The sequence below is a fragment of the Swaminathania salitolerans genome (assembly GCF_007988945.1).
GTDB lineage: Bacteria > Pseudomonadota > Alphaproteobacteria > Acetobacterales > Acetobacteraceae > Swaminathania > Swaminathania salitolerans.
Window position 1 is genome coordinate 1 of record NZ_BJVC01000001.1, and the last position, 26,382, is coordinate 26,382.

General features: G+C 60.9%; 18 protein-coding genes and 1 tRNA gene. 6 read left to right on the forward strand and 13 right to left on the reverse strand.

What is annotated here, in order from left to right:
• Positions 1-362: 362 nt before the first annotated feature.
• Positions 363-1,076: an alpha/beta fold hydrolase gene (locus SSA02_RS00005; protein WP_186807595.1), complete on the forward strand. Its 714-nt coding sequence runs from the start codon at positions 363-365 to the stop codon at positions 1,074-1,076.
• A gap of 36 nt (positions 1,077-1,112) precedes the next feature.
• Here SSA02_RS00005 and putA read toward each other — a convergent pair whose 3' ends face one another.
• Entirely contained in the window at positions 1,113-4,712 is a 3,600-nt protein-coding gene (gene putA, locus SSA02_RS00010; RefSeq protein ID WP_147091904.1) for a bifunctional proline dehydrogenase/L-glutamate gamma-semialdehyde dehydrogenase PutA, read from the reverse strand.
• A gap of 134 nt (positions 4,713-4,846) precedes the next feature.
• Between putA and SSA02_RS00015 the strand changes: the two genes are divergently transcribed.
• Positions 4,847-5,305, forward strand: a complete 459-nt coding sequence (locus tag SSA02_RS00015; protein WP_222591040.1) for an Lrp/AsnC ligand binding domain-containing protein — start codon at positions 4,847-4,849, stop codon at positions 5,303-5,305.
• A gap of 11 nt (positions 5,306-5,316) precedes the next feature.
• Here the strand turns inward: SSA02_RS00015 and SSA02_RS00020 are convergent, their stop codons facing one another.
• The 7 genes from SSA02_RS00020 to ssb all read right to left on the reverse strand — a co-directional run bounded on the left by SSA02_RS00020 (position 5,317) and on the right by ssb (position 13,147).
• Complete coding sequence (locus tag SSA02_RS00020; protein WP_147091905.1) at positions 5,317-6,720, reverse strand: hypothetical protein; 1,404 nt, start codon at positions 6,718-6,720, stop codon at positions 5,317-5,319.
• Between the two features lie 136 nt (positions 6,721-6,856).
• Complete coding sequence (locus tag SSA02_RS00025; RefSeq protein WP_147091906.1) at positions 6,857-8,224, reverse strand: hypothetical protein; 1,368 nt, start codon at positions 8,222-8,224, stop codon at positions 6,857-6,859.
• Between the two features lie 247 nt (positions 8,225-8,471).
• Positions 8,472-8,547 (reverse strand) — tRNA-Lys (locus tag SSA02_RS00030).
• Positions 8,548-8,644: 97 nt separating this feature from the next.
• Positions 8,645-9,118, reverse strand: coding sequence for a peptidylprolyl isomerase (locus SSA02_RS00035; RefSeq protein ID WP_147091907.1), 474 nt, complete (start codon positions 9,116-9,118; stop codon positions 8,645-8,647).
• A 46-nt stretch (positions 9,119-9,164) separates the two neighbouring features.
• Complete coding sequence (coaD, locus tag SSA02_RS00040) at positions 9,165-9,692, reverse strand: pantetheine-phosphate adenylyltransferase (protein ID WP_147091908.1); 528 nt, start codon at positions 9,690-9,692, stop codon at positions 9,165-9,167.
• Positions 9,676-12,486 (reverse strand): DNA gyrase subunit A, encoded by a 2,811-nt coding sequence (gene gyrA, locus SSA02_RS00045; RefSeq protein ID WP_246103597.1) that lies wholly within the window; start codon positions 12,484-12,486, stop codon positions 9,676-9,678. Before gyrA ends, coaD begins: the two co-directional genes overlap by 17 nt.
• A 118-nt stretch (positions 12,487-12,604) precedes the next feature.
• Positions 12,605-13,147 carry a single-stranded DNA-binding protein gene (ssb, locus tag SSA02_RS00050; protein ID WP_147091910.1) on the reverse strand — a complete coding sequence of 181 codons (543 nt, stop codon included), beginning with the start codon at positions 13,145-13,147 and terminating at the stop codon, positions 12,605-12,607.
• Positions 13,148-13,327: 180 nt separating this feature from the next.
• Between ssb and uvrA the strand changes: the two genes are divergently transcribed.
• Both uvrA and SSA02_RS00060 read left to right on the forward strand, forming a co-directional pair.
• Complete coding sequence (gene uvrA, locus SSA02_RS00055) at positions 13,328-16,345, forward strand: excinuclease ABC subunit UvrA (protein ID WP_147091911.1); 3,018 nt, start codon at positions 13,328-13,330, stop codon at positions 16,343-16,345.
• The gene (locus tag SSA02_RS00060; protein ID WP_147091912.1) at positions 16,342-17,286 is read left to right on the forward strand and encodes a 2-hydroxyacid dehydrogenase; all 945 of its coding nucleotides are present in this window, start codon (positions 16,342-16,344) and stop codon (positions 17,284-17,286) included. Before uvrA ends, SSA02_RS00060 begins: the two co-directional genes overlap by 4 nt.
• A gap of 27 nt (positions 17,287-17,313) precedes the next feature.
• Here the strand turns inward: SSA02_RS00060 and SSA02_RS00065 are convergent, their stop codons facing one another.
• Complete coding sequence (locus SSA02_RS00065) at positions 17,314-17,934, reverse strand: glutathione S-transferase family protein (RefSeq protein WP_147091913.1); 621 nt, start codon at positions 17,932-17,934, stop codon at positions 17,314-17,316.
• Between the two features lie 228 nt (positions 17,935-18,162).
• Between SSA02_RS00065 and SSA02_RS00070 the strand changes: the two genes are divergently transcribed.
• Positions 18,163-19,092: a LysR family transcriptional regulator gene (locus SSA02_RS00070; RefSeq protein ID WP_147091914.1), complete on the forward strand. Its 930-nt coding sequence runs from the start codon at positions 18,163-18,165 to the stop codon at positions 19,090-19,092.
• A gap of 67 nt (positions 19,093-19,159) precedes the next feature.
• Here the strand turns inward: SSA02_RS00070 and SSA02_RS00075 are convergent, their stop codons facing one another.
• From SSA02_RS00075 to SSA02_RS00090, 4 genes are all read right to left on the reverse strand, one after another.
• On the reverse strand, positions 19,160-20,770 hold the full coding sequence (locus tag SSA02_RS00075; protein WP_147091915.1) for an efflux transporter outer membrane subunit: 1,611 nt from the start codon (positions 20,768-20,770) through the stop codon (positions 19,160-19,162).
• Positions 20,767-21,948: an efflux RND transporter periplasmic adaptor subunit gene (locus tag SSA02_RS00080; RefSeq protein ID WP_147091916.1), complete on the reverse strand. Its 1,182-nt coding sequence runs from the start codon at positions 21,946-21,948 to the stop codon at positions 20,767-20,769. Before SSA02_RS00080 ends, SSA02_RS00075 begins: the two co-directional genes overlap by 4 nt.
• A complete protein-coding gene (locus SSA02_RS00085; protein WP_147091917.1) occupies positions 21,948-25,112 on the reverse strand; it encodes an efflux RND transporter permease subunit in 3,165 nt (1,054 codons plus the stop codon). The genes SSA02_RS00080 and SSA02_RS00085 overlap by 1 nt, the downstream gene beginning before the upstream one ends.
• Positions 25,113-25,624: 512 nt before the next feature.
• Positions 25,625-26,008 carry a helix-turn-helix domain-containing protein gene (locus SSA02_RS00090; protein ID WP_246103524.1) on the reverse strand — a complete coding sequence of 128 codons (384 nt, stop codon included), beginning with the start codon at positions 26,006-26,008 and terminating at the stop codon, positions 25,625-25,627.
• A gap of 91 nt (positions 26,009-26,099) precedes the next feature.
• Between SSA02_RS00090 and SSA02_RS00095 the strand changes: the two genes are divergently transcribed.
• Entirely contained in the window at positions 26,100-26,381 is a 282-nt protein-coding gene (locus SSA02_RS00095; RefSeq protein WP_147091918.1) for a hypothetical protein, read from the forward strand.
• The last annotated feature ends 1 nt before the right edge of the window (position 26,382 follow it).

Sequence of the window (26,382 nt, forward strand, 5' to 3'; positions counted from 1 at the left end):
ACGCGTCCCGTCACGCGCACGCTCCCCTCTCTATGCTTCGTCCCTCACAGTCTCCCTGACACAAACAGCGCGGGGTAGGGCAGAAGCGAAGCGATGTCGGAAGAGCAGCCGTAAAACCCGGAATTCGAGCGAGATCCCCTACGCGCGTACCGTAGGCGTGCGGCAACAAGGGCTCCGTGATCTGTTCTGTACATCACAAGAACGGCAAATATTGCGGCATATGCTTGAGACGTCTTCTGTTTTTATGAAAGGATCAGCGCTCCGCAGTGGCAGGGAGGCGGACCGTGCAGCGTCGTGAGATTTTGGCAGGGCTTCCTCTTGCCGCCGCTCTTGGAGGAATGTCCGTCGCCGAGGGAGAGCCGATGCGTCGACCCGTTATGCTGATTCACGGGCTGAATTGCGGAGGGTGGGTCTGGCGTTTCGTCTCTCCCTTGCTGGTCGCGCGCGGGTTCGATGTGATCGCCCCGACGCTGACCGGAACAGGGGACCGGGCGCATCTTCTGTCTCATGAGATCACGCTGGAGACCCATATCCAGGATATCGTCGCCACCATCGACATGCTCGATCTGCGGGATATCGTGCTGGTCGGGCATTCTTATGGCGGCATGGTGGCGACCTGCGTGGCCGACAGGCTGGGAGAGCGGATCGCCAGATTGATCTATCTCGATGCATTGATCGCGCAGGATGGAAAAACGGCGTTCGATATCCTGCCTGCAGGCATGGCGACGAGCCGACGCGAGCGCGCCCATACGAGAGGGGCCGATGTTGCGTTTCCTGTTCCGCCCGAATCCGCGCTTCCTATTCCGGATACGGAGCGCAGGCGCTGGTTCGTCTCTCATCTGCGGCCCCACCCGGTCGGCACCTATGAAACTCCGGTTCGGCTGAGCCATCCACCGGGAGAAGGGTTGCCGGTGACCTATATCGCTTATGAGAATCCGGCGCTCGCCTCGATCGAGCCCAGTCGGGCTTATGCGCGCAGTCGGAGTGACTGGCATTATCGCTCCGAGGCCGTGCCGCATGATGCCGAGGTCGTTTACCCTGAAAAGGTTGCCGCTTTTATCGCAGAATCCGTCTGAGCGCCGCCGGAGCGCAAGGTTCCGGCGGGATCTGTTTCAGACGCGCGCCATCAGGGCAGCATTTCCCCCGGCAGCGGTGGTGTTGGTGCTGCATGCATATTCCAGCACCAGCCATTCGAGCGGGTAGTCCCCCTTCGTATCAGGCGTATGCAGGGAAACGATCTGACCGGAACGCGCGGCGAGTTCGGCACCGAGTGTGCGACGGAACGCCTCGTCTCCGTTGGCCAGGGCCAGGTCGAGGGTCTCGACGGTTTCCGCTCTGAGGATGAGGGAGCCGAGACCGGGGGGTAGCGCGGGCAGCATGTCCGAAAGCGCGGCTGGCACGGCACAGCGATTGCCCGTCGCGAGCGCTGCGAGAATCTGCGTGCAGAGATCGCCTTGTGTCGGGCCGGCGCAGAGGATCGTCCCTCTGGGCGCCAGACTGTAGAGATTGGACTCGCCCACCGGCCCTGCCAGAGACAGGGAAAGACCCAGCAATGTCGTGTCGGGAACAGCACGCGCGGTCTCCGGTAGGCATGTCGCCATCCAGTCGGCAAAAAGCCGGGCGTCATCGGGAAGCGGCGCGGCATAGTCTGCGGGAAGGGCCGGGCGTCGGGCGAGAAGACGACGCAGATAGAGCGGACCGCCTGCCTTCGGCCCCGTGCCGGAGAGGCCGTGCCCGCCGAAAGGTTGCACGCCTACGACGGCCCCCACGAGATTGCGATTGATGTAGATGTTTCCCGCATGGCTTTGCCGCTTCAGGGTCTCGATCGTGTCGTCGATGCGGGAGTGAATGCCGAAGGTCAGCGCGTAGCCTGTGGCATTGATGGCCTCCATGACCTTGGCGACATCCTCTCGCCGGTAGCGCAGGACATGAAGAACGGGTCCGAATACCTCTTTCCTGAGGTCGGAGACGGCATCGATCTCGATCAGCGTCGGAGGAATGAAGGTGCCTGTACCGGCTTCCGGTGCGAGGGAGGTCTGATAGACGCGATGTCCTCGCTGCCTGAGTGTCTCGATATGCTCGGCGATCATGGCCCGGGCTTCGGCGCTGATGACCGGACCGACATCCGTATCGGGACGTTCAGGCGTGCCGGTACGAAGTTCTCTCATGGCGCCTTCGAGCATGGTGATCAGACGATCGGCGCTTTCTTCCTGCACGCAAAGCAGACGCAAGGCGCTACAACGCTGGCCTGCACTGTCGAAGGCCGAGGCCAGTACATCGGTGACGACCTGCTCCGTCAGGGCGGAGCTGTCGACGATGAGCGCGTTCTGGCCTCCTGTTTCGGCAATGAGCGGTACAGGGGTGAGGTCGCGGTTCAGCCGTCCGGCGAGTTGTTTCTGGATCAGACGGGCCACGTCGGTGGAGCCTGTGAAAAGCACGGCGGTGATGCGGGGATCGTTCACGAGCTGTGCACCCGCCGCCCCCTCGCCCGGAATGAGCTGGACGACATCCTGCGCAATACCGGATTCGTGCAGAAGGCGGATGGCCTCGCGCGCGATCAGAGGCGTTTCTTCGGCGGGCTTGGCGAGAACGGTGTTTCCTACGGCGAGGGCGGCGGAAACCTGTCCGAGAAAAATGGCCAGCGGAAAATTCCAGGGACTGATGCAGGCGACCGGACCGAGGGGCGTCGCAGTCTGCAGGGGGCCGCGCGCCTGAGCTGCGTAGTAGCGTAGAAAATCGACGGCTTCGCGTATCTCGGCAACGGCATTGGCCAGGGTCTTGCCTGCCTCGCGCATGATGAGTGCCATGAGACTGGGCATTTCGGCTTCAAGCAGATCCGCCGTTTTCTCGAGATGAGCAGCGCGTTGTGCGGCCGGGATATCGCGCCAGTGCGGGAAGGCGGCTTCTGCGCGTTGGATCGCGTTCCCGATTCCGGACCCATCCAGGAACGCGATATGTCCGACGAGATCGTCCCGGTTGGCGGGATTGCGGATAGGCATTTCCGCATCGCGCCTTTTTTCTGCGGGGGTTTCCCGGATGGATGCCGGACGCGAACCGGCGTCGAGAAAGACGCGGGCGAGCCGGCGCAGGGTGTTTTCGTCGGACAGATCGAGGCCCTGCGAATTCACCCGCTCCGTTCCGTAAAGCGCATGGGGGAGCGGAACGACATAACCCGGTGGTGTCGCCTTCGAGAGGGTAACCGGATCGGTGCTCAGCTCCTCCACGGAGATCGACCCGTCCTGGATACGGTTGATGAAGGAGGAGTTCGCGCCATTTTCCAGAAGGCGACGAACCAGATAGGCCAGAAGCGTCTCATGCGTCCCGACCGGCGCGTAGATGCGTACGGGGCGGTCGAGTTTTCGGGGTCCGACGACCTCGTCATAGAGGCCCTCGCCCATGCCGTGCAGACATTGGAACTCATAGCGCTCGACGGAAAAACCCGGCCCGGCATAAGCGTGGATACTGGCGAGGGTCTGCGCATTATGGGTGGCGAATTGCGGGAAAATGGCGTCCGGCGCGTCCAGCAGTTTTTTCGCGCAGGCGATATAGGCGATATCGGTATGGAGTTTGCGGGTATAGACGGGGAAATCGCTCTGGCCATCGGTCTGGGCGCGTTTGATCTCGCTGTCCCAGTACGCACCCTTGACCAGACGGACCATGAGTCGGTGGCCGCTGCGGCGGGCAAGGTCGATCACCCAGTCCAGCACGAAGGGCGCGCGCTTCTGGTAAGCCTGAACGACGAATCCGATGCCTTTCCAGCCTCTGAGCGTTTCGTCGAAACACAGGGCCTCGAGAAGATCCAGGGAGAGCTCGAGACGATCCGCCTCCTCGGCATCGATATTGAAACCGATATCGTAGGCGCAGGCGAGACGGGCAAGCTGGGTGACGCGCGGCAGAAGCTCGGTCAGCACGCGCTCGCGCTGCAGGCGGGCATACCGTGGGTGAAGGGCCGAGAGCTTGATGGAAATGCCCGGGCCACGATAGACGCCCATACGGTTCGAGGCCTTGCCGATCGCATGAATGGCGCGCTCGTAATCGCGGTAGTACCGTTCGGCATCTTCGGCCGTCATCGCGGCCTCGCCCAGCATGTCGTAGGAGTAGCGGTAGCCTTTTTCTTCCAGCTTGCGGCCGTTTTTCAAAGCCTCGTCGATGGTCTGACCTGTGACGAACTGCTCGCCCATGAGCCGCATGGCCATATCGACACCGCGACGGATGACAGGCTCGCCACAGCGCTTGAGCAGGGTGTCGAGTGTCTGCGGCAGTCGTTTGGCTTGTGTGGTCGAAAGAAAGCCACCCGAGACGATCAGCCCCCAGGTGGCGGCGTTGACGAAAAGTGGCGTTCCCTTGCGGATATGTCCCTGCCAATGGCCCTTGGCGATCTTGTCGCGAATCAGGGCGTCGCGTGTTGCGGTATCGGGGATGCGCAGCAGGGCCTCGGCGAGGCACATCAGGGCGACGCCTTCCTGCGAGGACAGGTCATATTCCCTGATGAGACCCTGCACGAGCCCGGGTGTGCCGTTGCGGCGCAGCGCCTCGACCAGTTTGCGGGCAGTGGCGCGCGAAGCAGCTTCCTGTGCAGGCGTCAGTGTTGCGTCAATGGACAATGCTGCCACGCGTTCGGGCTCTGGGGCACGCGTATGGTCGGTGATTGCCTGACGCAAGGCGGAACGTTCGGGAGCGATCGTGCGGAAGGCGGCAAAGGGTGCGTTCATCACAGGCCATATCGTTGCTGGTTGTTTATGATCCCTTATGGTGATTTGCACCAAATGAGTTATGGAAGAATGGTGATAGGGCCGTATATAATTCTCTTAGAGGGAGTTTTACCGAATATCATTCGGGGGAAGTGATGGCGCTGGATGAGATCGATCGCAGGATTCTAAGAATCCTCCAGAAGGACGGTCGTATGACCAATGTGGAGCTCGCCAGGCTGGTGAACCTCAGTCCTGCAGCGACGCTTGAGCGCGTCCGCAAGCTCGAACATTCCGGGGTGATCAGGAATTATATGGCGCGTCTGGACCCTGAGACCGTCAATCTGGGATTACTGGTCTTTGTGCAGGTGACGCTGGATCGCACGAGTGCCGATATCTTCGACTCATTCGCGAAGGCTGTGCGGGCCATGCCACAGGTGAGCGAATGCTACATGGTGGCGGGTGGGTTCGATTATCTGGTGAAGGCACGGGTGCGGGACATGAATGCGTATCGTGCCTTTCTGGGCAAGACGCTTACACGTCTGCCGGGAGTGCGACAGACGCATACTTATACCGTGATGGAAGAGGTAAAGGCGGACCTTGAACTCCCGATTTGAGGGCAGCGTCGTCAGTCCAGACAGGCAACACCCTGATGCAGGTCGAAAGAGAGCTTCGCGCCTTCGAGGGCGGACATGGTCAGGACTGGGGGTTTTGTGGAATCCCCGACTCGATAGCGTATGCGGGCCTGCACATTGTGATGATCCAGGCGCAGGGCAGTGCTGCGCAGGATCGCACTTTCACGGATCATGCCGGTAGCGGTCTCGAATTTTTGCGTGGCCTTTATACCGGCTTGAGTGGTGAGCGTGGGACGCTGGATGACGAGCGGCTCAGGGGAGTTGTCTCCTGTCATCAGGGCAGCCATGCGATGCTGGCCGTCATAGGAGACTGGAAGGAGGAACGCGGCATTGAGCCCCCCGATATCCGACTGAAGTGAAGCCTGACGATGACAGGAAAACGGAGCATCAGGGCCGAAACTCATGCCGTGATCTGTCATGACAACATGGATCAGTACGCCGAGCGACTGGAGGCCGATAACGGCGTGGCTGGTTTTCGCGACAATCATGAGTTGGTTGCGAAAGACTGTATGACCAAGTGTCAGGCTCGGGACCTGCACGAGGTCGGCTTTTTCTGCCTGTATCGTATCGTCGCGCAGTGATGAGACAGTGCCGACTACCGGCCAGTGATGACTGCGCTGCATAGCCTGCGGTACAGCCCCCAGGACACTGCCTGTATTGATGATCGCATGTACCGGACTGCCGTCCAGATCGATTATCGTACCGGCCGTCGCCGTTGTTACACCATCGATCAGCGTCTGGAATGGATTGAAAGAGACCTGATCACTGCGTGGCCCTTTGACCTCGATCGGGAGTATGGCTGACTCTGGAACTGTGAGGGTGACCTGATCGAGGTCCGTGAGAACGAGGCCCGGTTTGTCGTAATAGGCAATGAGGGGCGCACGAAAGGCGCGGTCGATGAAGAGTTTTCCGCCCGCCCATGCGGGAAGGCGGTTTTCCAGAAGCAGGTCGCCGGTCAGGAATGTGACCAGCATGAAATTGAACGGATTAACGCTTCGGGCCGGGTTGCTCCACGGTGCTGCACGGTGCAGAGCCTCCTGGATAATGTGATCGGCCCGGAAGAGGTCACCCTGCGTCCGGGCCATGGCGGCATCGCACAGGGCGAGCAACATCACATTGAAAGCCGGTTCAGGGCCAGGAGCTTTTTCGAGGGACTTTCTTATTGCGCTCAGTCGGCCGGTATCTCCTGCTTCAAGAGTGGAGAGGATATCTCGGGTATCGCTTGCAGCGAGTGTCGTCCTGCCTCGCCTGTCGATGCTCAGCAGGTCTGGCTCGAAGAAATGAACCGGCCCTTTTGCCGTACCTGGTGGCGAGTGACCAGCGCGGGCGGTGTAAGCAGGAAAGAGCAGAGGCGCCGCAATTATGGTCGTGAGAAGAAGCAGTCGAGACAGGCGCATGTTCAGGAATCCCGTTTAGACGCATGAGTGAGGCGGGTTGCGAAGCGGTAGAACAGGATGTCGGCTGCGTCCGGTCTTTCAGGGTTTGCCAAGGAGAGGCGTTTTCCCCCTGCCTTCTGGCAGGGGGAATGATTGCTTAGCGCAGGCAGGCCATGCTCTCGGGCAGGTCAAGGGAGAAACTCAGCGTCTTGAGAGCTGCCATTGAGATAACAGGCCGGTCGGCCGGGTCGCCGATCTGGTATCTCACGCTCGAGCGCAGGCTTTTCCCGGCGACTTCGATAGTGTCGTTTTGCGTGAACGTCTCATGGGCTCGTTGACCATAGGATGTGCCGAGATATTCTGTTCTGCTGCGATGCGCCATTTTGCCGGAGAAGCTGGTGATGTTGACAGTCAGGAGATCGGGAGCATTGTCTTCGGTTCCGATAATTGCCTGTGTATCGCCTCGGGCATAGGATACGGGAAACAGAAGAAACATACTGACCCCAGATCTGAAGCTACTGACGACAGGCCTCAGATTGCAGGAAATCGGTGCTGAGGACCCAAAGCTGAGGCGACGGCTGGTCATCGTCAGGTGACGCAGACGGCTCAGTTGTTGCAGCCCGATCAGCACCGTCTCCGAATGGGTCACTGTCATGATCTGGTTTGTCAGGACAGTCTGTCCGATCTTGATGGAGGGAATGAGAACGACTGTCTCGGTGCGTGGGTCGGGTGATGAATCCCTGCTTCCGGCCAGACGGCCAATGACAGGCCAGTGATGATCCCGTTGTAAAGAAAACGGGACGGAGCCAATGACGGTCGCGGTGCCGAAAGTGGCTGTGGCAGGCGAGCCGTCGATCAGTACGGTTGCCTTTGCTGAAATTGCGGTCTGATCCCCGAACTGGCTCTCGGACGGGTCCAGATCGACAGAATCCGATGGTGGCCCTTCGAGAGTCGAGTCCGGAATTGCATGGGCCGGTACGGAGAGCTTGAGGAAGTCCATATTCCGAAATTCGAGGTCAGGAATATTATAGTAGGCCCTGACAGGCGCATAGAAGCCGGTTTGGAGGTTCCCTGTTTCTTCGGCCCAGTCACGGACGCGGCCCATCAACATCAGATTGCCGATATGGATGTTGCGCAGCATGATCTGGATGGGATTGATCGTCCGGGAAAGGTCCCCGAATCTCCCGGCCTCATGAAGAGCTTGCAGGATGATATTGGATGAACGGGCGAAATCGCCGTCTACACGCGCCATTGCGGCATCACATAGCGCGATCATCATCTTGCGTATCGGCGAGGCATTTTGCTCTGAGGCGACCACCGCGCGAAGACTCTCGATGCGGGATCTGTCGCCCGCTTCCATCGCGTCATTGATCCCATAGCTGTCACGGACGCTGATATGGGCAATGTTTGTCTGCTTATCCCGGAAGATCAGATCTCGATCAAAACCAAGAATAGCCGGGCCGGGCGGGAGGGACGTGGCGGCGGCTGTGTAATCAGCCGACCCCCATAGAAATAGAGCGAACATCGGGACTATACGCCGTATATAACGCAAGATAATGGCTCCAACAGGGAGTTCTCGTTTATTTTCTCGCAATCTATACGCTGTGTTCTATTCTGAATATGCGGATTATAGGACCAGCCGATAGAAGCTGTGCATATGTGACGCAATTGTCACGATTCATCGGATTCTTGTTGGCGCAGACTTGTGCTGCACGGGTATCGCAATCCGCCGCCATAGGGCGCTTTGCCGATGACACTATTTTTATGGGGAGTGGTGAACCGGGTGGGACTCGAACCCACGACCATTCGATTAAAAGTCGAATGCTCTACCGGCTGAGCTACCGGTTCACATGAGGCGTCTGGCTACAATATGCGCCAGAGGCCGTCAACCGACTGAATGGGGTTCAGTCGGTTTTCGTTCGGCTTTAGGGCCGCGAGGCCCGATTCAGGCTTCGGGGCGCATGGAGATGATGGTGTCGGGATCCTGCACCATGCCGGAAGCGCCAGAACCGCGCTTGATCTGGTCGATATGCTCCATGCCGGAAACGACCTGGCCTGCGATGGTGTACTGGCCATCGAGCGACGGGGTGGGCTGGAACATGATGAAGAACTGGCTATTGGCCGAGTTCGGGTTCATGGTGCGTGCCATGCCCAGCGTGCCGCGCTCGAACTTCGCCTCACGCGTGAATTCGGCCTTCAGATCCGGAAGGTCGCTGCCGCCCGAGCCGGTGCCGGTCGGGTCGCCACCCTGAGCCATGAAGCCTTCGATGACGCGATGGAACTTCACGCCGTCATAGAAGCCCTGCTCGGAAAGGGTGCGCAGACGCTCCGCGGCGAGGGGCGCGAGATCGGGGCGGAGTTCGATCACGACATCGCCGGTCTTGAGCTTCATGACGAGGCGGTTCTTGGTCTCGGACATTGACTTCTATCCTTTTGTTTTGCGGAGCCCTGAGAGGCCACGCGGCCTATGTCGGCTTCTCTGCGGGATTGGACAAGAGACGCCGGGCAATATTCTCGGGCACATAGGGACGGATATCGCCCCCATAGACCAGCAGTTCACGCACGAGACTCGAGGCGATCAGACGATGCTCCTCGCGCGCGGTGAGAAAGACGGTCTCCAGTTCCGGGGCCAGGCGCCGATTGATGGCGGCCATAGGCATCTCGCTCGTCAGGTCCGATTCCGAACGCAGCCCCCGGATGACGAATTGCGCCCCGTGCGCGCGTGCAGCATCGACCATCAAGGTGTTGAACGACGCGACCTGGACCCTGGAGATATTTTCCCGGGCAAAGGTCTCGGCAATCGCCTCGCAGCGCTCCGCGACAGGCAGACGCGGTGCCTTGCCCGGGTTGAGCGATACCCCGATGACGAGACGATCGACGAGGCTGAGCGCGCGACGGGCAATATCGAGATGGCCCAGAGTGAACGGATCGAAGGTGCCGGGATAGAACCCGACACGTTCGTCGTTCGGGGAGACGTCAGTTTGCACTGTCATCCGGTGTTGTGTCGCCGGGCGCTTCCGAGGGGGCATCTGCCGAAGACGCGGTTTCCTGTGCGTTCGCTGTCGCGGCATCCGATTCCTCGAGCGAGGTTTCGGCATCGTCCGCTTCCGTTCCTTCGGATTCCGCAACCGGGAAGATGCTGGTCACGCGTTCCTCTGCGCCGACGCGGAACAGGGTGACGCCGCTGGCCTGACGAGCCATGACGCGCACCTGCGAGACCGGGACGCGAATGAGGCGTCCCACATCGGTCACCATCATGACATCCGTACCGTCGAGCGTGGGCAGGGTGGCGACCACCTCGCGACCGCGTCTGGGGTTGGTGAGCGTCATGTTCGCGATGCCCTGACCGCCACGACCGCTCACACGATACTCATAGGCCGAGGAGCGGCGACCGAATCCGGCATCGGTGACGGTGAGCAGGATTTCTTCCTGAGCGGCGAGCTCGTCGAATCGCTCCTGCGTCAGATCGCTGGCATCGATGGCTTCATCGGCCTCGTCAGGCGTCTCATCGGAGGCGATCTCCTCGATCTCCTCCTCGGTGCCCGCGGCATTGGCTGCGGCTTCAGCGCGGCGTCTGGCGTTCGCGGCGCGCAGATAGGCGGAGCGTTCCTCGACGCTGGCATCGACATGGTTGAGGATGCAGAGCGAATTGACCTCATCGCCTGTGGCGAGGCGGATGCCGCGTACGCCCGAGCTGTCGCGCCCGGCGAAGACACGCAGCGTGTCATCGGTGATCTGGAAGCGGATGGAGCGGGCCTTGCGCGTGGCAAGGAATACATCCTGACCCTCGCGGCAGGTGGCAACCCCGACCAGGCTGTCGCCCTCATCGAGCTTCATGGCGATCAGGCCGGAGGCGCGGATGTTCCTGAAATCGCTCAGGCGGTTGCGTCGGACATTGCCGCTGGCCGTTGCGAAGACGAGGTGCAGATCTTCCCACTGCTCCTCCTCCTGCGGCAAAGCGAGGATGGCCGTGATCGAATCTGTGCCGAGGTCGGGCAGGAGATTGACGAGGGCACGACCCTTTGCGGTGGGGGAGGCCTCTGGCAGGCGCCATACCTTCTCGCGATAGGCCTTGCCGCCCGATGAGAAGAACATGACCCATTGATGGGTGTGGGCGTTGAAGCTGTTGACGATGACATCGTCACCGCGACGCCCCGCGGCCGTACGGCCACGGCCGCCACGGTTCTGGGCACGGAAGATTTCGAGCGGTGTGCGTTTGATAAAGCCGTCACGTGTGATGGTGACGACCATCTGGCCGGGTTCGATCAGGCTTTCATCCGACTGGTCGCCCAGCGCATCCGAGATTTCGGTCATACGCGGCGTGGCGATTTCGGCGCGGGCCAGAAGCAGCTCGTGACGCATGACTTCCATGCGACGGACATGGCTGCCGATGATTTCGAGCAATTCGTTGATCTTGGTGGCGACCTCGCTCAGCTCGCCCTGGATCTTGTCACGCTCCAGACCGGTCAGGCGCTGCAGGCGCAGTTCGAGAATACCGCGGGCCTGCACTTCAGTCAGATGGACCTTGCCATCGACGATGACATTGCCTTCGTCATGGATCAGTTCGATGAGCGGTTGCACATCGGCGGCGTTCCAGGCGCGGGCCATCAGGGATTCGCGTGCAGTGGCGGCATCGGGGGCGCTGCGGATGAGAGCGATCACCTCATCGATATTGGCGACCGCGATGACGAGGCCGACCAGCAGATGCCCGCGATCACGCACCTTGTTCAGGTCAAAGCGCGACCGGCGCAGGATGACGTCTTCACGGAAGCGGATGAAGGCCTCCAGAACGTCCCTGAGCCCCATGGTGCGGGGCTTGCCGTCATCGAGGGCAAGGCAGTTGACGCTGAACGAGGTCTGAAGCTGGGTGAAGCGATAGAGCTGGTTGAGCACGACCTCGGGTGTCGCGTCGCGTTTGAGCTCGATCACGATGCGCATGCCCGAGCGGTCGCTCTCGTCGCGGATATCGGAAACACCCTCGATTTCCTTGGCGCGGACGAGATCGGCGATCTTTTCCTGCAATGTCGCCTTGTTCACCTGATAGGGAATCTCGGTGACGACGATCGCCTGACGATCCTTGCGGATATCCTCGATTTCGGCGCGCGCCCGCATGGGAACGGAGCCACGGCCCGTCTCGAAGGCCTGACGGATGCCACGGCGGCCCATGATGATGCCACCTGTCGGAAAATCCGGACCGGGGATGATCTTCATCAGATCGTCGAGCGTGGCCTCGGGGTTCTCGATCAGGGCGAGCGTCGCGTCGATGACTTCGCCGGGGTTGTGTGTCGGGATATTGGTCGCCATGCCGACCGCGATTCCGGAGGCGCCATTGACCAGTAGATTGGGGAAGGCGGCGGGCAGAACCTTTGGTTCGCTCTCGCTTTCGTCGTAGTTCGGCTGGAAATCGACCGTGTCGCGCTCGATATCGTCGAGCAGGAAGGATGCCGATTTGGCCAGACGCGCTTCGGTGTAACGCATGGCGGCCGGGCTGTCGCCATCGACCGAGCCGAAATTGCCCTGACCGTCGATGAGACGGACGCGCATGGACCAGGACTGGGCCATACGCACCATGGCGTCATAGATCGAGCTGTCGCCATGGGGATGGTATTTACCCATGACGTCACCGACCGCGCGGGCCGATTTGCGATAGGGCTTGTCGGAGGTGAAGCCGCTCTCGCGCATGGCGTAGAGGATGCGGCGATGGACCGGCTTGAGACCGTCACGCACATCCGGCAGCGCGCGCGAGACAATGACCGACATGGCATAGGCGAGGTAGGAGGAGCGCATTTCCTCCTCGATGGTCACCGGGATCTGGTCAAAGGGAGCGGCTGGCGGCGTCAGGTCGGTCAAGGCAGGTCCGTCTTGTTCGTGTGTCGATCAGGGAGAGGGGCGGAAGAGGGGGCGATCAGAACGGGATCTCGTCGTCCAGATCGCCACCGGGTGCGTCCCAGCCGCCACCGTTATTGCCGCCCGAGCCGCGCGCGGGGGACTGGTTCATGCCGCCGCTGCTGCGGGCCGGTGCGTTGCCGCCGCCATAGGAGCGCGACGGACCGCTTTCATAACCGCCGCCCATGCCACCGCCGGACTCGCCATCGCGGTTGTTGTCGAGCAGGGTGAGCTCGCCACGGAAACGGTCGAGAACGATCTCGGTCGTGTAGCGCTCCTGACCGGACTGGTCGGTCCATTTGCGGGTCTGAAGCTGGCCCTCGAGATAGACCTTGCGTCCCTTGCGCAGGAAGCGCTCGGCCACATCGGCAAGACGCTCGTTGAAGATCACCACGCGGTGCCACTCGGTGCGCTCCTTGCGCTCGCCGGATGCGCGATCGTTCCAGCTCTCCGAAGTGGCCACCGTCAGGTTGACGATCTTGGCTCCGGACTGGGCATTCCGTGTTTCCGGGTCGCGGCCCAGATTTCCCACCAGAATGACCTTGTTCACACTTCCTGCCATGGCGACCGACCTTACATACTGAAAAACGCGTTATCTTACCCCAGCAATGCGCCGTCGTCACGTCCGGGGCTTCGTCAGGCCCGACTTTAATCCTCCGAGGGGAAATCCTACATAGGTCTCGAAACGTTCCGGTTTTCCCGATCCCCGTTTTTCCTTTCCTGTTTCTGTCGCGTGGTGCCGATGTCCGATCTGCCGTACAACCAGTCCATCCGTGTGCGCGGAGCGCGCGTACACAATCTGAAGAATATCGATGCCGATATTCCCAGGGACCAGCTGACGGTGATCACGGGTCTGTCTGGCTCGGGCAAGTCTTCTCTGGCGTTCGACACGATCTATGCCGAAGGGCAGAGGCGCTATGTCGAGAGTCTCTCGGCTTATGCGCGACAGTTCCTGGAGCTGATGGGCAAGCCCGACGTGGATTCGATCGAAGGGCTTTCTCCGGCGATTTCGATCGAGCAGAAGACGACATCGAAAAATCCCCGGTCGACCGTGGGCACCATCACCGAGATTCACGATTACATGCGCCTCCTCTGGGCGCGGGCAGGCGTGCCGTATTCTCCTGCGACCGGCCTGCCGATCGAGGCCCAGACCGTGAGCCAGATGGTCGATCGCGTAATGACGATGCCCGAAGGCACAAGGCTGATGCTCCTTGCCCCTGTCATTCGCGATCGCAAGGGGGAATACCGCAAGGAACTCGCGGAACTGCAACGCAAGGGATTTACGCGGGTAAAGGTCGATGGCGAGATCTACGAGATTGCCGAGGCACCCCATCTGAATCGCAAGCTGCGCCATACGGTGGAGGTCGTGGTCGATCGCGTGGTGGTCAAGCCGGGGATCGAGCCGCGTCTGGCCGACAGCTTCGAGACGGCGCTGGGTCTCGCCGACGGTGTGGCCTATGCCGAGCAGCTGCACCGCGCGGGAGAGGAAGGCGAACGCGAGCATATCGTTTTCTCGGCCAAATTCGCCTGTCCGGTCAGCGGCTTCACGCTCGAGGAGATCGAGCCGCGGCTGTTTTCCTTCAATGCGCCGATGGGCGCCTGTCCGGTCTGCGACGGGATCGGAACGGAGACGCATTTCGATGCACGTCTGATCGTGCCCGACGAAACGCTTTCCCTGTCGGAAGGGGCGATCCTGCCCTGGCGAGATGCCAGATCGCCCTGGTACGATCAGACGTTCGAGGCTCTCGCCAGCCACTACGGCGAGAAAATGACGACTCCGTGGAAAAAGCTCGGAGCGGCGTTTCGCGATACGCTGATGCAGGGGAGCGACGAACCGGTCCGGTTCACCTATCGTGATGGCAAGCGGGCCTATGAACTGACGAAACCGTTCGAGGGCGTCCTGCGCAACCTCCAGCGCCGTCTTGCGGAGACGGATAGCATGTGGGTGAGAGAGGAGCTCTCGCGTTATCAGTCCGAGGTGCCCTGCCATGCCTGTCACGGGGCACGGTTGAAGCCGGAAGCGCTTTGCGTCCGGGTCAATAACATGAATATCGCGCAGGCCTCCGATCTGACGATTCGCAAGGCCCTGCGCTGGTTCGAGGGCGTCGAGGCCTCCCTGACGCCGCAGCGGGTCGAGATTGCGCGGCGTATCCTGAGGGAAATTCTCGACCGGCTGCGGTTTCTGGACGATGTGGGGCTGGACTATCTGACGCTCTCCCGGGGTTCGGCAACGCTTTCGGGGGGCGAGAGCCAGCGTATCCGGCTGGCGAGCCAGATCGGTTCGGGTCTGACCGGGGTGCTGTATGTTCTGGACGAGCCGTCGATCGGACTGCATCAGCGCGATAACGAGCGCCTTCTGGGAACGCTGGATCGGCTCAAGCGGCTGGGCAATACGGTCATCGTGGTCGAGCATGACGAGGATGCGATCCGGGCTGCCGACTGGCTGATCGATATGGGGCCGGGTGCCGGGGCCCGGGGAGGACAGGTGATTGCGGTCGGTCGCCCCGAGGAGGTCGCCAGGAACACGGACAGCATCACCGGGGATTATCTGTCCGGCCGGAGAGTCATCCCCGTGCCCGAGAAGCGGCGCATGTGGGACCGGGACCGGATGCTCCGGCTGGTCGGTGCCACCGGGAACAATCTGCAGGATGTCACGGCGCAATTTCCGCTTGGCTGTTTCGTGGCGGTCACGGGCGTATCGGGCGGCGGGAAGTCCACGCTTGTGGTCGATACGCTCTACAAGGCGCTCTCGCGCGAGCTCATGGGCGCGAACCAGTCACCGCTTCCGTACAGGGCACTCGAGGGAGTGGGTCATCTCGACAAGATCATCGATATCGACCAGTCGCCGATCGGACGGACGCCGCGCTCGAATCCTGCGACCTATACGGATCTGTTCACGCCGATACGGGACTGGTTTGCCGAGCTTCCCGAGGCCAAGGCGCGGGGCTACAAGCCCGGGCGGTTCTCCTTCAACGTCAAGGGAGGGCGATGCGAGGCCTGTCAGGGCGATGGCGTTCTCAAGATCGAGATGCATTTCCTCCCGGATGTTTTCGTGACCTGCGATACATGCAAGGGCCAGCGCTATAATCGCGAAACGCTCGATGTGAAGTTTCGCGGCAAGTCCATTGCCGATGTTCTCGCCATGACGGTGGATGAGGCATTGCCCTTTTTCCACGCCGTGCCGCGTATCCGCGACAGGCTGGCGATCCTGCAGCAGGTGGGCCTCGGCTATGTCGCGCTCGGGCAGCAGGCGACGACCCTCTCCGGCGGGGAGGCGCAGCGCGTCAAGCTGTCGAAGGAACTGGCGCGTCGCGCAACCGGTAGAACGCTTTATATACTGGATGAGCCAACCACGGGATTGCATACGGAAGACGTCCGCAAGCTGCTGGAAGTGCTGCATGCGCTGGTGGATCAGGGCAACACGGTGCTGGTGATCGAGCATAATCTCGATGTGATCAAGACAGCGGACTGGTTGATCGATATCGGACCCGAAGGGGGCGATGGTGGCGGTCGGATCGTGGCCGAGGGGCCGCCGGAGACGATCGCAGCGACAGCCGGGAGCCATACGGGGCGTTTCCTGGCGCCTTTGCTTCCGCATCGGGCGTCCGGGGGCGACATCCGGACGGATGCCCCGGAAAAGACCGCCGGTCGAAAGAAACAGGCCGGGAAGCAGGTAACCCGGAAAGAGGGAGAGACGGAAAAAGCCGGGCGGCGTAAGCCAGCGGCACCTGCCACCCGCAAGCGGGTGGGACGATCATGACAGTCGTCGTTCCGTTCGTCGGACGGATTACCGGGCGGGAGCGTCGGGAAAGTCTCGACGCGCTCAATGCGAGGCTGCGCGAGATCCGGGTCATGCCGGTCGAGGACATGACCGAGGGGGAAAGACGAACGGCGCGTGTTGCAGTCGTCGCCAATCCCGATGTCGAGATGCTGCGTCGGCTCCCCATGCTGGAATGGGTGCAGAGTCTGTGGGCGGGTGTGGAGCAGCTGGTTTCGGAGTTGCCGCACGAGCGCATAAGAATCGTCCGGATGACCGATCCGCAGCTCGCGACCACCATGGCGGAGGCCGTTCTGGCCTGGACGCTCTACCTGCATCGCGACATGCCGCGTTATCGTGTTCAACAGGAGGAAGCGAGATGGGTCCAGCATCCTCTCGTTCTGCCCCGGGACCGTCCCATAGGCATTCTCGGCATGGGGCGGCTCGGTCTTGCCGCCGCGCGCAAGCTTGCCGAAAACGGTTTTCCCGTGACCGGCTGGAGCCGCAGACCATGGGCCGGAACGGAGTTCCGTGTCCTGAACGGGCCTTCGGGGCTGGAGGCTGTGTTACAGCAAAGCGCCGTGGTCGTGGTTCTTCTGCCGCTTACGCCCCAGACGCGGCATCTTCTCGATGACTGGCGGTTCGGGCAATTGAGGAAGGGAGCTGCGCTCATCAACTTCGCGCGTGGGCCGATTATCGACCGGGCTGCGTTGCTTCGCGCTCTGGATCGTGCGGATGTGGGTCACGCGGTGCTCGATGTCTTCGATGTCGAGCCGCTGCCGCCGGACGATCCTCTGTGGCGGCATCCTCGCGTGACCGTTCTGCCGCATATATCGGCACCGACCCGGACGGGGAGTGCTTCGGATCTCGCTGCCGCCAATCTTCAGCTTTTCTTCGATCGGGGGATCGTTCCGACCGGGATCGACCGAGAAGCCGGATACTGAGTCCCGATCCCTTCTGTCTCGTGCCGGTCAGCATTCCGCGCTCATTCCGACCTTGCTGCGGGGCATGGGTACGAACCCGGGGAGACGTTCGAGGCGGGACAGCCAGTGGCGTATGGCAGGATAGGGGATCAGGGAGACGTTGCCTTCGGGGGCGACGGCCACATAGCTGTATAGCGCGATATCGGCGATGGTCGGTGCGGGAGTTCCGGCAATCCAGTCGGTTGCGCCGAGCCTCTGTTCGATGACCTTCAGGGTCGTATGGGCAAGGGCGATCGCTTTTTCCGCGTCGTCCTGCGCGCCGAACAGGGTGATGAGTCGCGCCGTACAGACGCCATAAGCGATCTTGCCGGCAGAAACGGCGAGCCATTTCTGGATTTCTCCCTGCGTGCAAGGATCTTCGGGGTACCAGTGCGAAGGTCCTGTCTTGCGCGCGAGATAGAGCAGTATCGCGTGGGAGTCCGCTATGACGTGCTGGCCGTCAACGAGGACGGGAACCTCGCCGAACGGATTGAGCGCGAGGAAGTCCTTTTCCTTCTGCTGGCCCCTGGCAAGATCGACGGGGACGATCTCGAAAGGCAGGCCGCAAAGCGTGAGAAAGAGGGCGGCGCGATGCGAATGACCGGAAAGCGGGAAATGATAGAGCTTCATGGATGTCGTCCGGAAGAGGAGTCGAGAGGCTACCGGGTTCTATAAAATATACACCGGTAGAGTGGGATAATATTCGATGGCGCTTCTGTTTTTTCTCTTCTGGATGTCGGGAGGAGAGAGGAGAGGATTGCGATAAGGTGATTATTTCCCATTCTTCTTCCTGTGATAATCTCCGAAATGCGCATTCTGTTTTTGCGCGCTATGTATATAATTGTGAGAGTGAGTTGAATGGAGCGTCTCGGAGCGTTGCGGGTCTTCGTGACGGTAGCGGAGCATCTCAGCTTCAGCGAGGCAGCGCGAAGACTGCATCTGTCGCCGACGCGTGTGAGCCGCATCGTTGCCGATCTCGAGGCATCGCTTGGCGGGCCCCTGTTCGTCAGAACGACGCGTATGGTGCGCATGACCGAGAAGGGAGCGGAGTTCTTTCGTCGCTGTCGGGTGGGTCTGGGAGAGATCGACGGTGCCGTTGCGTTCATGCGTGACGAAAATGACGTGCCGGGCGGCGCCTTGACTGTGACGGCGCCGGTTCTTTTCGGTCGCTATCACGTCATGCCGATCGTCACCGAGCTTCTGGAGCGTTACCCATCGCTTTCGATAAGGCTATTGCTCTGCAACCGTGTCACGCAGATCGTCGATGAGGAGATCGATATTGCGGTGAGGATCGGTATCGTCCGGGATACAAGATTGATCCAGCACCAGGTTGGATCGGTCGAGCGCGTGTACACGGCGAGTCCGGCCTATCTCGGACGATATGGAATGCCGCAATCGCTTTCCGAGCTGCGCCGACATCGGGTGATTGCAATCGAGAACGATCTGAGGGAGCGGGCCGGAGGCGTATCCTCCATTCTCGCGCGGGGGCTTGTGATGCCTCGCCTGGTCGTGACCGATGTGGAGGCAGGAATAGAGGCGGCGCTCGACGGTCATGGGATCGTCAGTACCCTGTCCTATCAGGTGGCAGGGTTGCTGGCGGAGGGGCGGCTCGAGCGAATTCCCCTGGAGGATCGGCCGGAGCCGCTTCCCGTCTCGATTCTCTTCCGGAATACGACCCGCAATGCGCCCAATATCCGTGCATTCGTCGATCTCGCGCGGGACCGTCTGAGGCATTTCGGCCGGATGGAGACGAGGGTCGAGCCGAGAGTCGAGACGAGGACGGACTAGATCCGACCGGGTCGGTCGGGTTCGCCGGACGCTCGATGGCGTGACGACCCCGACCGAGCTCGGGCGGTCATTGCATGGGCATCGGGGCAAGTTTCTTGCCCGAGGCGGCAGAAGGCGCCGAAGGGGCCTGGGTCGAGAGATCCTCGAACGCTTCGGGGTTCTGGGAGATGTTCACTCCGCCCACAGGTTGCGGATGATGCAGGTTGTCATATTGCAGCGGGGTGATGGACAGGGTCTGATCCATTGTCGGCAGAAGCTTGACGTTCCAGCCGCCACCCAGTGCGCGGACGAGACCGACATCGGCCTGATAGAGGCGCGTTGCCACCTCGATCTGATGGATGCGTACCTGCAGGGTCTGGACCTGGGCGAAGATGGCTTCGAGATAGGTGCCAACTCCACCCTGATACAGGGTCATGGTCATGTTCTGCGTTGAGAGCGTGGCCTCGACCGCCTTTTGCAGCGTCCGGTTTTCCTGGTCGAGCCGGCTGGTCCGCGACAGGCCGTCCTCGACCTCGCGGAAGGAGTCCAGAACCTTGCTGCGATAAGCGTCACGCGTCTCGCGATAGGCAGACCATGCATGCTGCAACTCGGCGCGTCTCAGGCCACCTTCGAAGATAGGAAGCTCGAAGGATGCGCCGTAGGACCAGAGGGAGTTGGCGAGATTGGCGAGATCGAAGCCATTCTGCGCGAAACCGCCTCCGGCCTGAAGAGAGACATGGGGGTAGAACGCGGCTCGCGCGATGCCGATCTCGCGATTGGCCTGTGCCATCTCGCGTTCGGCGCTCGCAACGTCCGGCCGGCGCTGGAGGAGTTCCGAGGGAATGCCGGTGGGGATATGGGGCTGACGGAAGCCCATGACCTGCGTCGGCTCGATATGGAACGACGAGGGAGAGGCGTTGGTGAGAATGGCGATCGCGTGCTCGGTGACTTCGCGTGCGGCCTGTACGTCGAGACGGGCGGCCTGGGTCGAGTAGAGCTGAGCCTGTGCGCGAGCGACGTCGAGCCGGGGTGCGGCCTGATGTTCGAGCTGGTTCTGCGTGATCTGAAGCGCTTTCTGGTAATAGCCGATCGACTGGTCGTAGATCGCGATCTGGGCGTCATAGCCGCGCAGCTGGACATAGGCGGAAGCGAGCTCGGCCTGCAGGCTCAGGCGGGACATCGCGAAATCCGCCGCTTTCTGCTGTGCGAACTGCTTCTGCGCGCGGACGTGGTTGCGGATGGCCGACCAGAAATCCGGCTCCCATGACGCGAGGCCGTGATATTCCTCGTCGGTTTCCGTGATGTTGCCCTTGTAGCGGAACAGACGATCCGCCGACTGCTTGTTGTCGAACGCTCCGGCGCCGAGGGCGAGATGGGGGAGCAGCTCGGACCGGGCCTGGACCACCAGCGCACGCGCCTGGATGAAGCGCTCTGCCGCGGCCTGGAGATCGGGATTGGAGGCGGTCAGCGTCGCTTCCATCCTGTCGAGGAGCGGATCGTTGAACAGTTTCCACCAGTCCCTCGGCAGGACCGTGTCGGCAGGCATGGCCTGCGCGAACGGTGCCTGGCCGTGCCAGCTCGAGGGAACGATGAAGGTCGGGGGCTTGTAGGCCGGGGCGAGGTCGCAGGCTGACAGTCCGAAAGTTGTCACGACCGTGCTGCAGGCCAGAGCCAGTTTCCTGAGATGATGTAAGGTCATTCCGAAGATCCGAATCCGGACTGGTTGTAGCCGCGCTCTGGTGTGGTGATGTGGACCTTGTCACCTTCGAGAAGATCGGCCGGCGGGTTGGCGATGATACGATCCTTGGGCGAGACGCCTGCCTGGATCTCCGTCGAGGTATCAGCCATACGCCCGATCGTCACGTTCTGGAAATGCACGGTGTTGTCGTCCTTGACGATCACGACCTGCATTCCCTTCTCCTGGAAGACGAGCGAGGAGGTTGGAACCTCGTAGAGATGCGCCGCCTCGTTATGGGCCTTGAGGGCCACGGAGGCGAATGTGCCCGGCCACATGACCTCTCCGGGGTTTTCCATGGTGAATTCGGAAGTCACGGTACGTGTGTTGGGGTCGTATCCGCGGGCCGTTGTCAGGAAGTTGGCCTTGAATTTCCGGTCCCTGAACTGCGGCACGCTGACTTCGGCGGTGATGTCGGGCTGGAGGATATAGGAAAAGACCTCCGGTACCGAGATGAACAGACGCAGCTTGTGGACGTCGGCGACCGTGAAAAGCTCGGAAGCGGAGCCCGTCGCGTTGAGATTGCCGCCGCCATTATGGACGTAATCGCCGACATTGATGCTGCGTGAGGTGACGATGCCATCGAAGGGCGCGACGATGGTCTTGAACTTCTCGAGCGCCGCGAAATGATCGACATTGCGCTGGGCAGCGTCGACCTCGGCCCGTGCCGATTGTTCGTTTGCGTTCGATACGGAGACGGACTGCCCCGAGACGGACTGGGACTTGCCCATTGCCCGCCAGCGCTGGGCCGTTACGGCGGCCAGATTGTATTTCGCCATCACGGATTTGAGGTTTGCCTGTGCCTGGGCGTATTGCGCATCGAGGGCAGGCGCGTTGATTTCGGCGAGCGCGTCGCCAGCCTTCACATGCGCGCCGTAATCCTTGAACCACATTTTCACGTAGCCCGAGACCTGCGGATAGATCGGCGCCTGATACCATGCGTCGATATTGCCGGGCAGCGTCAGTGCGACCTTGTCCGGTGACTGGATGGGATTGATGACGGCGACGTCCGGGACGGCATTCTCGGCAGTTTCGGTAGCGAGCGCCTGTTCATGATGCACGCGGCCCACGACGAGGACGCCGACCCAAAGCGCGAGGACGCATCCTCCCGCAATGGCGATGATCTTGGGGGAGGTGGCCATTAGACGGTTTCCTTCTGGCGAGCGGAGCGGTTGTGCAGGATCGCGTAGACGCAGGGGACGAAGAGCAGTGTGGAGATGGTGGCGACGATCAGTCCGCCTATGACGGCGCGGCCGAGAGGCGCGTTGGTCGAGTTGGACGTGGCCATCGGGATCATGCCGACGATCATGGCCAGGGCGGTCATGATGACAGGGCGGATACGACCGTATCCTGCCTCGATGGCGGCACGCAGCGCGTCACCGTGAATCTCGAGACGCTCACGGGCGAAGGATACCACGAGGATCGAGTTGGCCGTGGCTGTGCCCATGCACATGATGGCACCGGTCAGGGCAGGAACCGACAGGCGCGTGCCGGTCAGGAACAGGGCCCAGGCGATGCCGCCGAGCGCACCCGGAAGTGCCGTGATGATGATGAACGGGTCGAGCCAGGACTGGAAGTTCACGACGATCAGCAGGTAGATCAGGACGATCGACACGCCGAGACCGAAGACGAGCTGGGCGTAGGCGCCATGCATCGTGGTTGCCTGTCCGTGCACGTCCACGGCGGTGGAGCGGGGCAGGTTGGGCGCGTCCTTCCTGATGGTATCGTTGACCTTGTCGAGTACGGAGCCGAGATCGGTGCCTTCGACGTTCACATAGATATCGATTTCCGACATCGAGTTGTAGTGCGAGACCTCGCCCGGCGTCCCGGTGGCAACGACATCGGCGATCGCACCGAGGAGCTGGGTCTGGTCGGTGGGGTCGCCGTCTCCCTTGTCTACGGGAATCGTCAGAAGATCGTTCAGATGGGTCAGCTGATCCTGCGACGTGTAGATATTGAGCGGGAAGGTGACGTTATCGACCGGATCGAGCCAGAATTGCGGGTCGACGACGACGGAGCCGGACAGGGTGAGCAGCTCGTTCGTGGCGAGGTCGCTCTCGCTCAGACCGGTTGCCTGACTGAATGTGCGGTTGCCGTTGACCATCAGGGTCGGGGTCGACATCGTTTGCTGGATGACGACATCCGCGGTTCCGGGGATCTGGCGTATCTTGCCGATCAGATGTTTGGCGTAATTGTAGTTCGTGCTGGAACTCGGGCCGGAGAGCTGGATATCGATCGGTGCGGCGGAACCGAAATTGAGGATCTTGTTCGTGAGATCCGCAGGCTGGAAGGTGAATACGGTGCCGGGGAAGCGACGCGACAGATCCTTGCGCAGAACGGCGCGGTAATCCCAGACGGGCGATTCCTCGTCCTTGAGAGCGATGGTGAGGTCGCAATCCTGTGTGCCGACCGTCGGGGTCGGGATGAAGGCCTGGTTGTGCGGGCCTTCCGGCAGACCGCAATTCGAGATGATATTCTCGACCTTGCCCGGCAGGTCCTGATGGATGCGATCATCGACCAGGGCTGCGATGCGCCCGGCGACCTCGATCCTGGTGCCGAGCGGCGCACGCATGTGCATCTGCAGGGCGCCCGATTTCACTTCGGGGAAGAAGTCGCGGCCTGCAACGCTGTAAAGCCCCATCGACAGGAGGGATACGGCAAGGAATACGCCGACGAAGGCCTTGCGACGGTCAATGCATCGCGTAAGCAGCGTGTTGTAGTGCTCGCGGAACGCGTTGAACCGATGCTCGAAGCCCCGCTGGAACCGGCCGAAGAAGCCCTTCGGCGCGGGCGCATGGTCGTCATGACCGTGCTCGTGATGGATCTGACCGGCGAGCAGGAATTTCGCCATGGTCGGAACCAGCGTCCGGGACAGGATGAACGATGCGATCATGGCGAACATGATCGCCAGAGCCATGGGCATGAAGAGGTAACCCGCAACGCCCGACAACTCGAAGAGAGGCAGCCAGACGATACAGATGCAGGTGGTCGATACGAAGGTCGGGATGACGATCTGATTGGCCGCGTCGATGATCGCGAGTTCGAGATCCTTGCCCATTTCGAGATGGGTATCGATGTTCTCGATCATCACGGTGGCATCGTCGACGAGAATGCCGACGGCCAGTGCCAGACCGCCGAGTGTCATGATGTTGATCGACTGTCCGGCCCAGCCCAGCCCGATGATGGAGCAGAGAATGGCCAGGGGGATCGACGTGGCGATGATGACCGTCGAGCGCCATGAGCCGAGAAAGAGAAGCACGACGATACCGGTCAGGAACGACGCCGTGACCATTTCGCGCACGACGTCCTTGATCTGATCCTTCACCAGGACCGATGCGTCGGAGAGGATGGAGACATGGACATCGGGCGGCAGGATGGCGCGCAGGCGGGGCAGCAGGGCCTTGGTGGCGGCCACGACGTCGAGTGTCGAGGCGGTGCCGCCTTTCTGGGTGATGACTTCGACACCCTGACGTCCCTTGACGAGCACCAGATTGGTCTGGGGGTGACCGCCGCGATAGACGTCTGCGACATCACGGATATAGATCACCGCATTCCCCACGCGCTTGACGGGGATGGCTGCGATTTCCTCCATCGATTCGGGGGCGGCGTTGGTCTGGACCATCCAGTCCGTCGCATCGATTTTCTGGTCGCCGGCAGGGAGAACGATGTTCTGTGCGGTCAATGCGGCTTGTACGTCGGCGGCGGAGAGATGATGGGCGCGCAGCTGCTTCTGGTTCAGGGAGATCATCACGAAGCTGTCCATGCCGCCATAAGGATGGGCGACGACGGCGCCGGGGACGGTTGCCAGAAGGGGGCGGACGCGAATGACCCCGAGCTTGAACAGATCGGAAGGAGTCTGTTTTTCGGATGTGATCTGCAGGGCGATGACGGGAACCTGAGACGGGTTCAGGGCCACGATCATGGGAGCCGGCACCTTGGGGGGGAGGCCGAGGAGGATCGTCTGGGCGATGGACGTGACCTCAGCCTCGGCCGTTCCTATCGGGGTGCCGGGCTGGAAGTAGATGTTGACGATCGAGCGCCCGTAATACGAGTTCGACTCCATATGCTCGATGTTCTGCACGGTCGTCGTGACAGCGAGCTCGAAATTATAGGTTATACGCCCCGCGAACTGCTCCGGAAGCAGACCCGGATAGGTCCAGATAACGGCGACCACCGGTACCTTGATTTCCGGGAACACGTCTGTGGGCGTCTTGAAGATCGACATGATCCCGAACATCAGGATCAGGATCGAGAAGACGACGAAGGTCAGGGGCCGCCTGAGGGCAGTTACGACGATGGCGTTCATGAATTCATGAGCTCTCTTCTCGTACGAAGGGGAGGAGCCTTACGGCAGATTTCTGTTTTTCATTAATCCGATTTAAGATTTAGATAATGAAAACGACATGGATGCGCCGCACATTACTTATCCGGACTACTCATATTGGGATATTAGAGGCGCAGACATAAAATGTCGCATAAATGTTGTTTTACAAAGGATTTCAGACACAGCCATCTATACGAACTGTGGCAAAAAGCCATTCTAGAATCTTGACATTATGGCTCAATGCCATTAAAAACACGTTAATCGTCCAGAAGTCGGATTGGCTTCAAGGCGCAGCTGGCCGGTTGGTGCTGAGCAATTCGCGGTGGCGCGAGGCATGGGGAACGACAGGAATTTCTCGAAATTTCTTTTGTTCTTGTTTTGTTCTTGCTGCGTACCACACCACGCGCTATGTCTGCCAACGAAGAAGGCTGTGTTCTGGATGTGTGATGAAAACAAGGATGCTACGAATGCTCCCGATCTGGTCTCCTGGGCGTCTATGGCGTGTCGCAAGGCGTGTTTTTGCCCATGTGCGACGCCGTGTCCTGCTGCTGGAGCACCAACTCTGGGTGCAGAGCTGCCAGGCGGAGAGCCATTTCCTCGTCCGTACGACCGTTCAGAACGCCCTTCAGCAGAAAATCGGTCGAGACGCGAAGGCGATTAGACAGGGCCATGATCAGAAAGACGCTGGGTGCCCTGTCTCCTTTCTCGATCTTGTTCAGGGTCGATGCATCGACGCCTAGGAGGCGCGCGCACTCGCTCTGATTGGGAAAGACGAGCTCTCTCGCCCAGGTGATCCTTCGGCCAATGGCGCATTGAACGATCGTGAGGGAGTCAGGGCGTTTGTGTTTGGCCATGGGACATTCATAGCAATGGCTCATTGCCAAATCCAGTGGGTAATTTGTGATGTGTCTGGTTTGCCTAGATCTATGGCAAATAGCCACAGAAAGACGTGCATCAGGGAGATGTAGCATGGGTGTCCTGACCGAAAACTCTCGCCGGACGGTCTCCTCGCGCGATCTGGTGCGCCTCCTGCATGAGGCGCGGATCAAGATGCGGCCGGATGTTTTCGCGGGACAGGCATCTGGGCCGCTCCGTCCTGCTCCGCGGTGCAGCGATTTCGAGCGCGAGGAGAACGAAGCCCTCCCTGCAGGTCATGCGGTGAGCTGGGGAGCCCTGTGGAGCGATGAGGCAGCGCCTCCCTCCTATGTCGATGCGCTTTACGGCCGGTTCGATCGTATCGTGCAACGGTGAC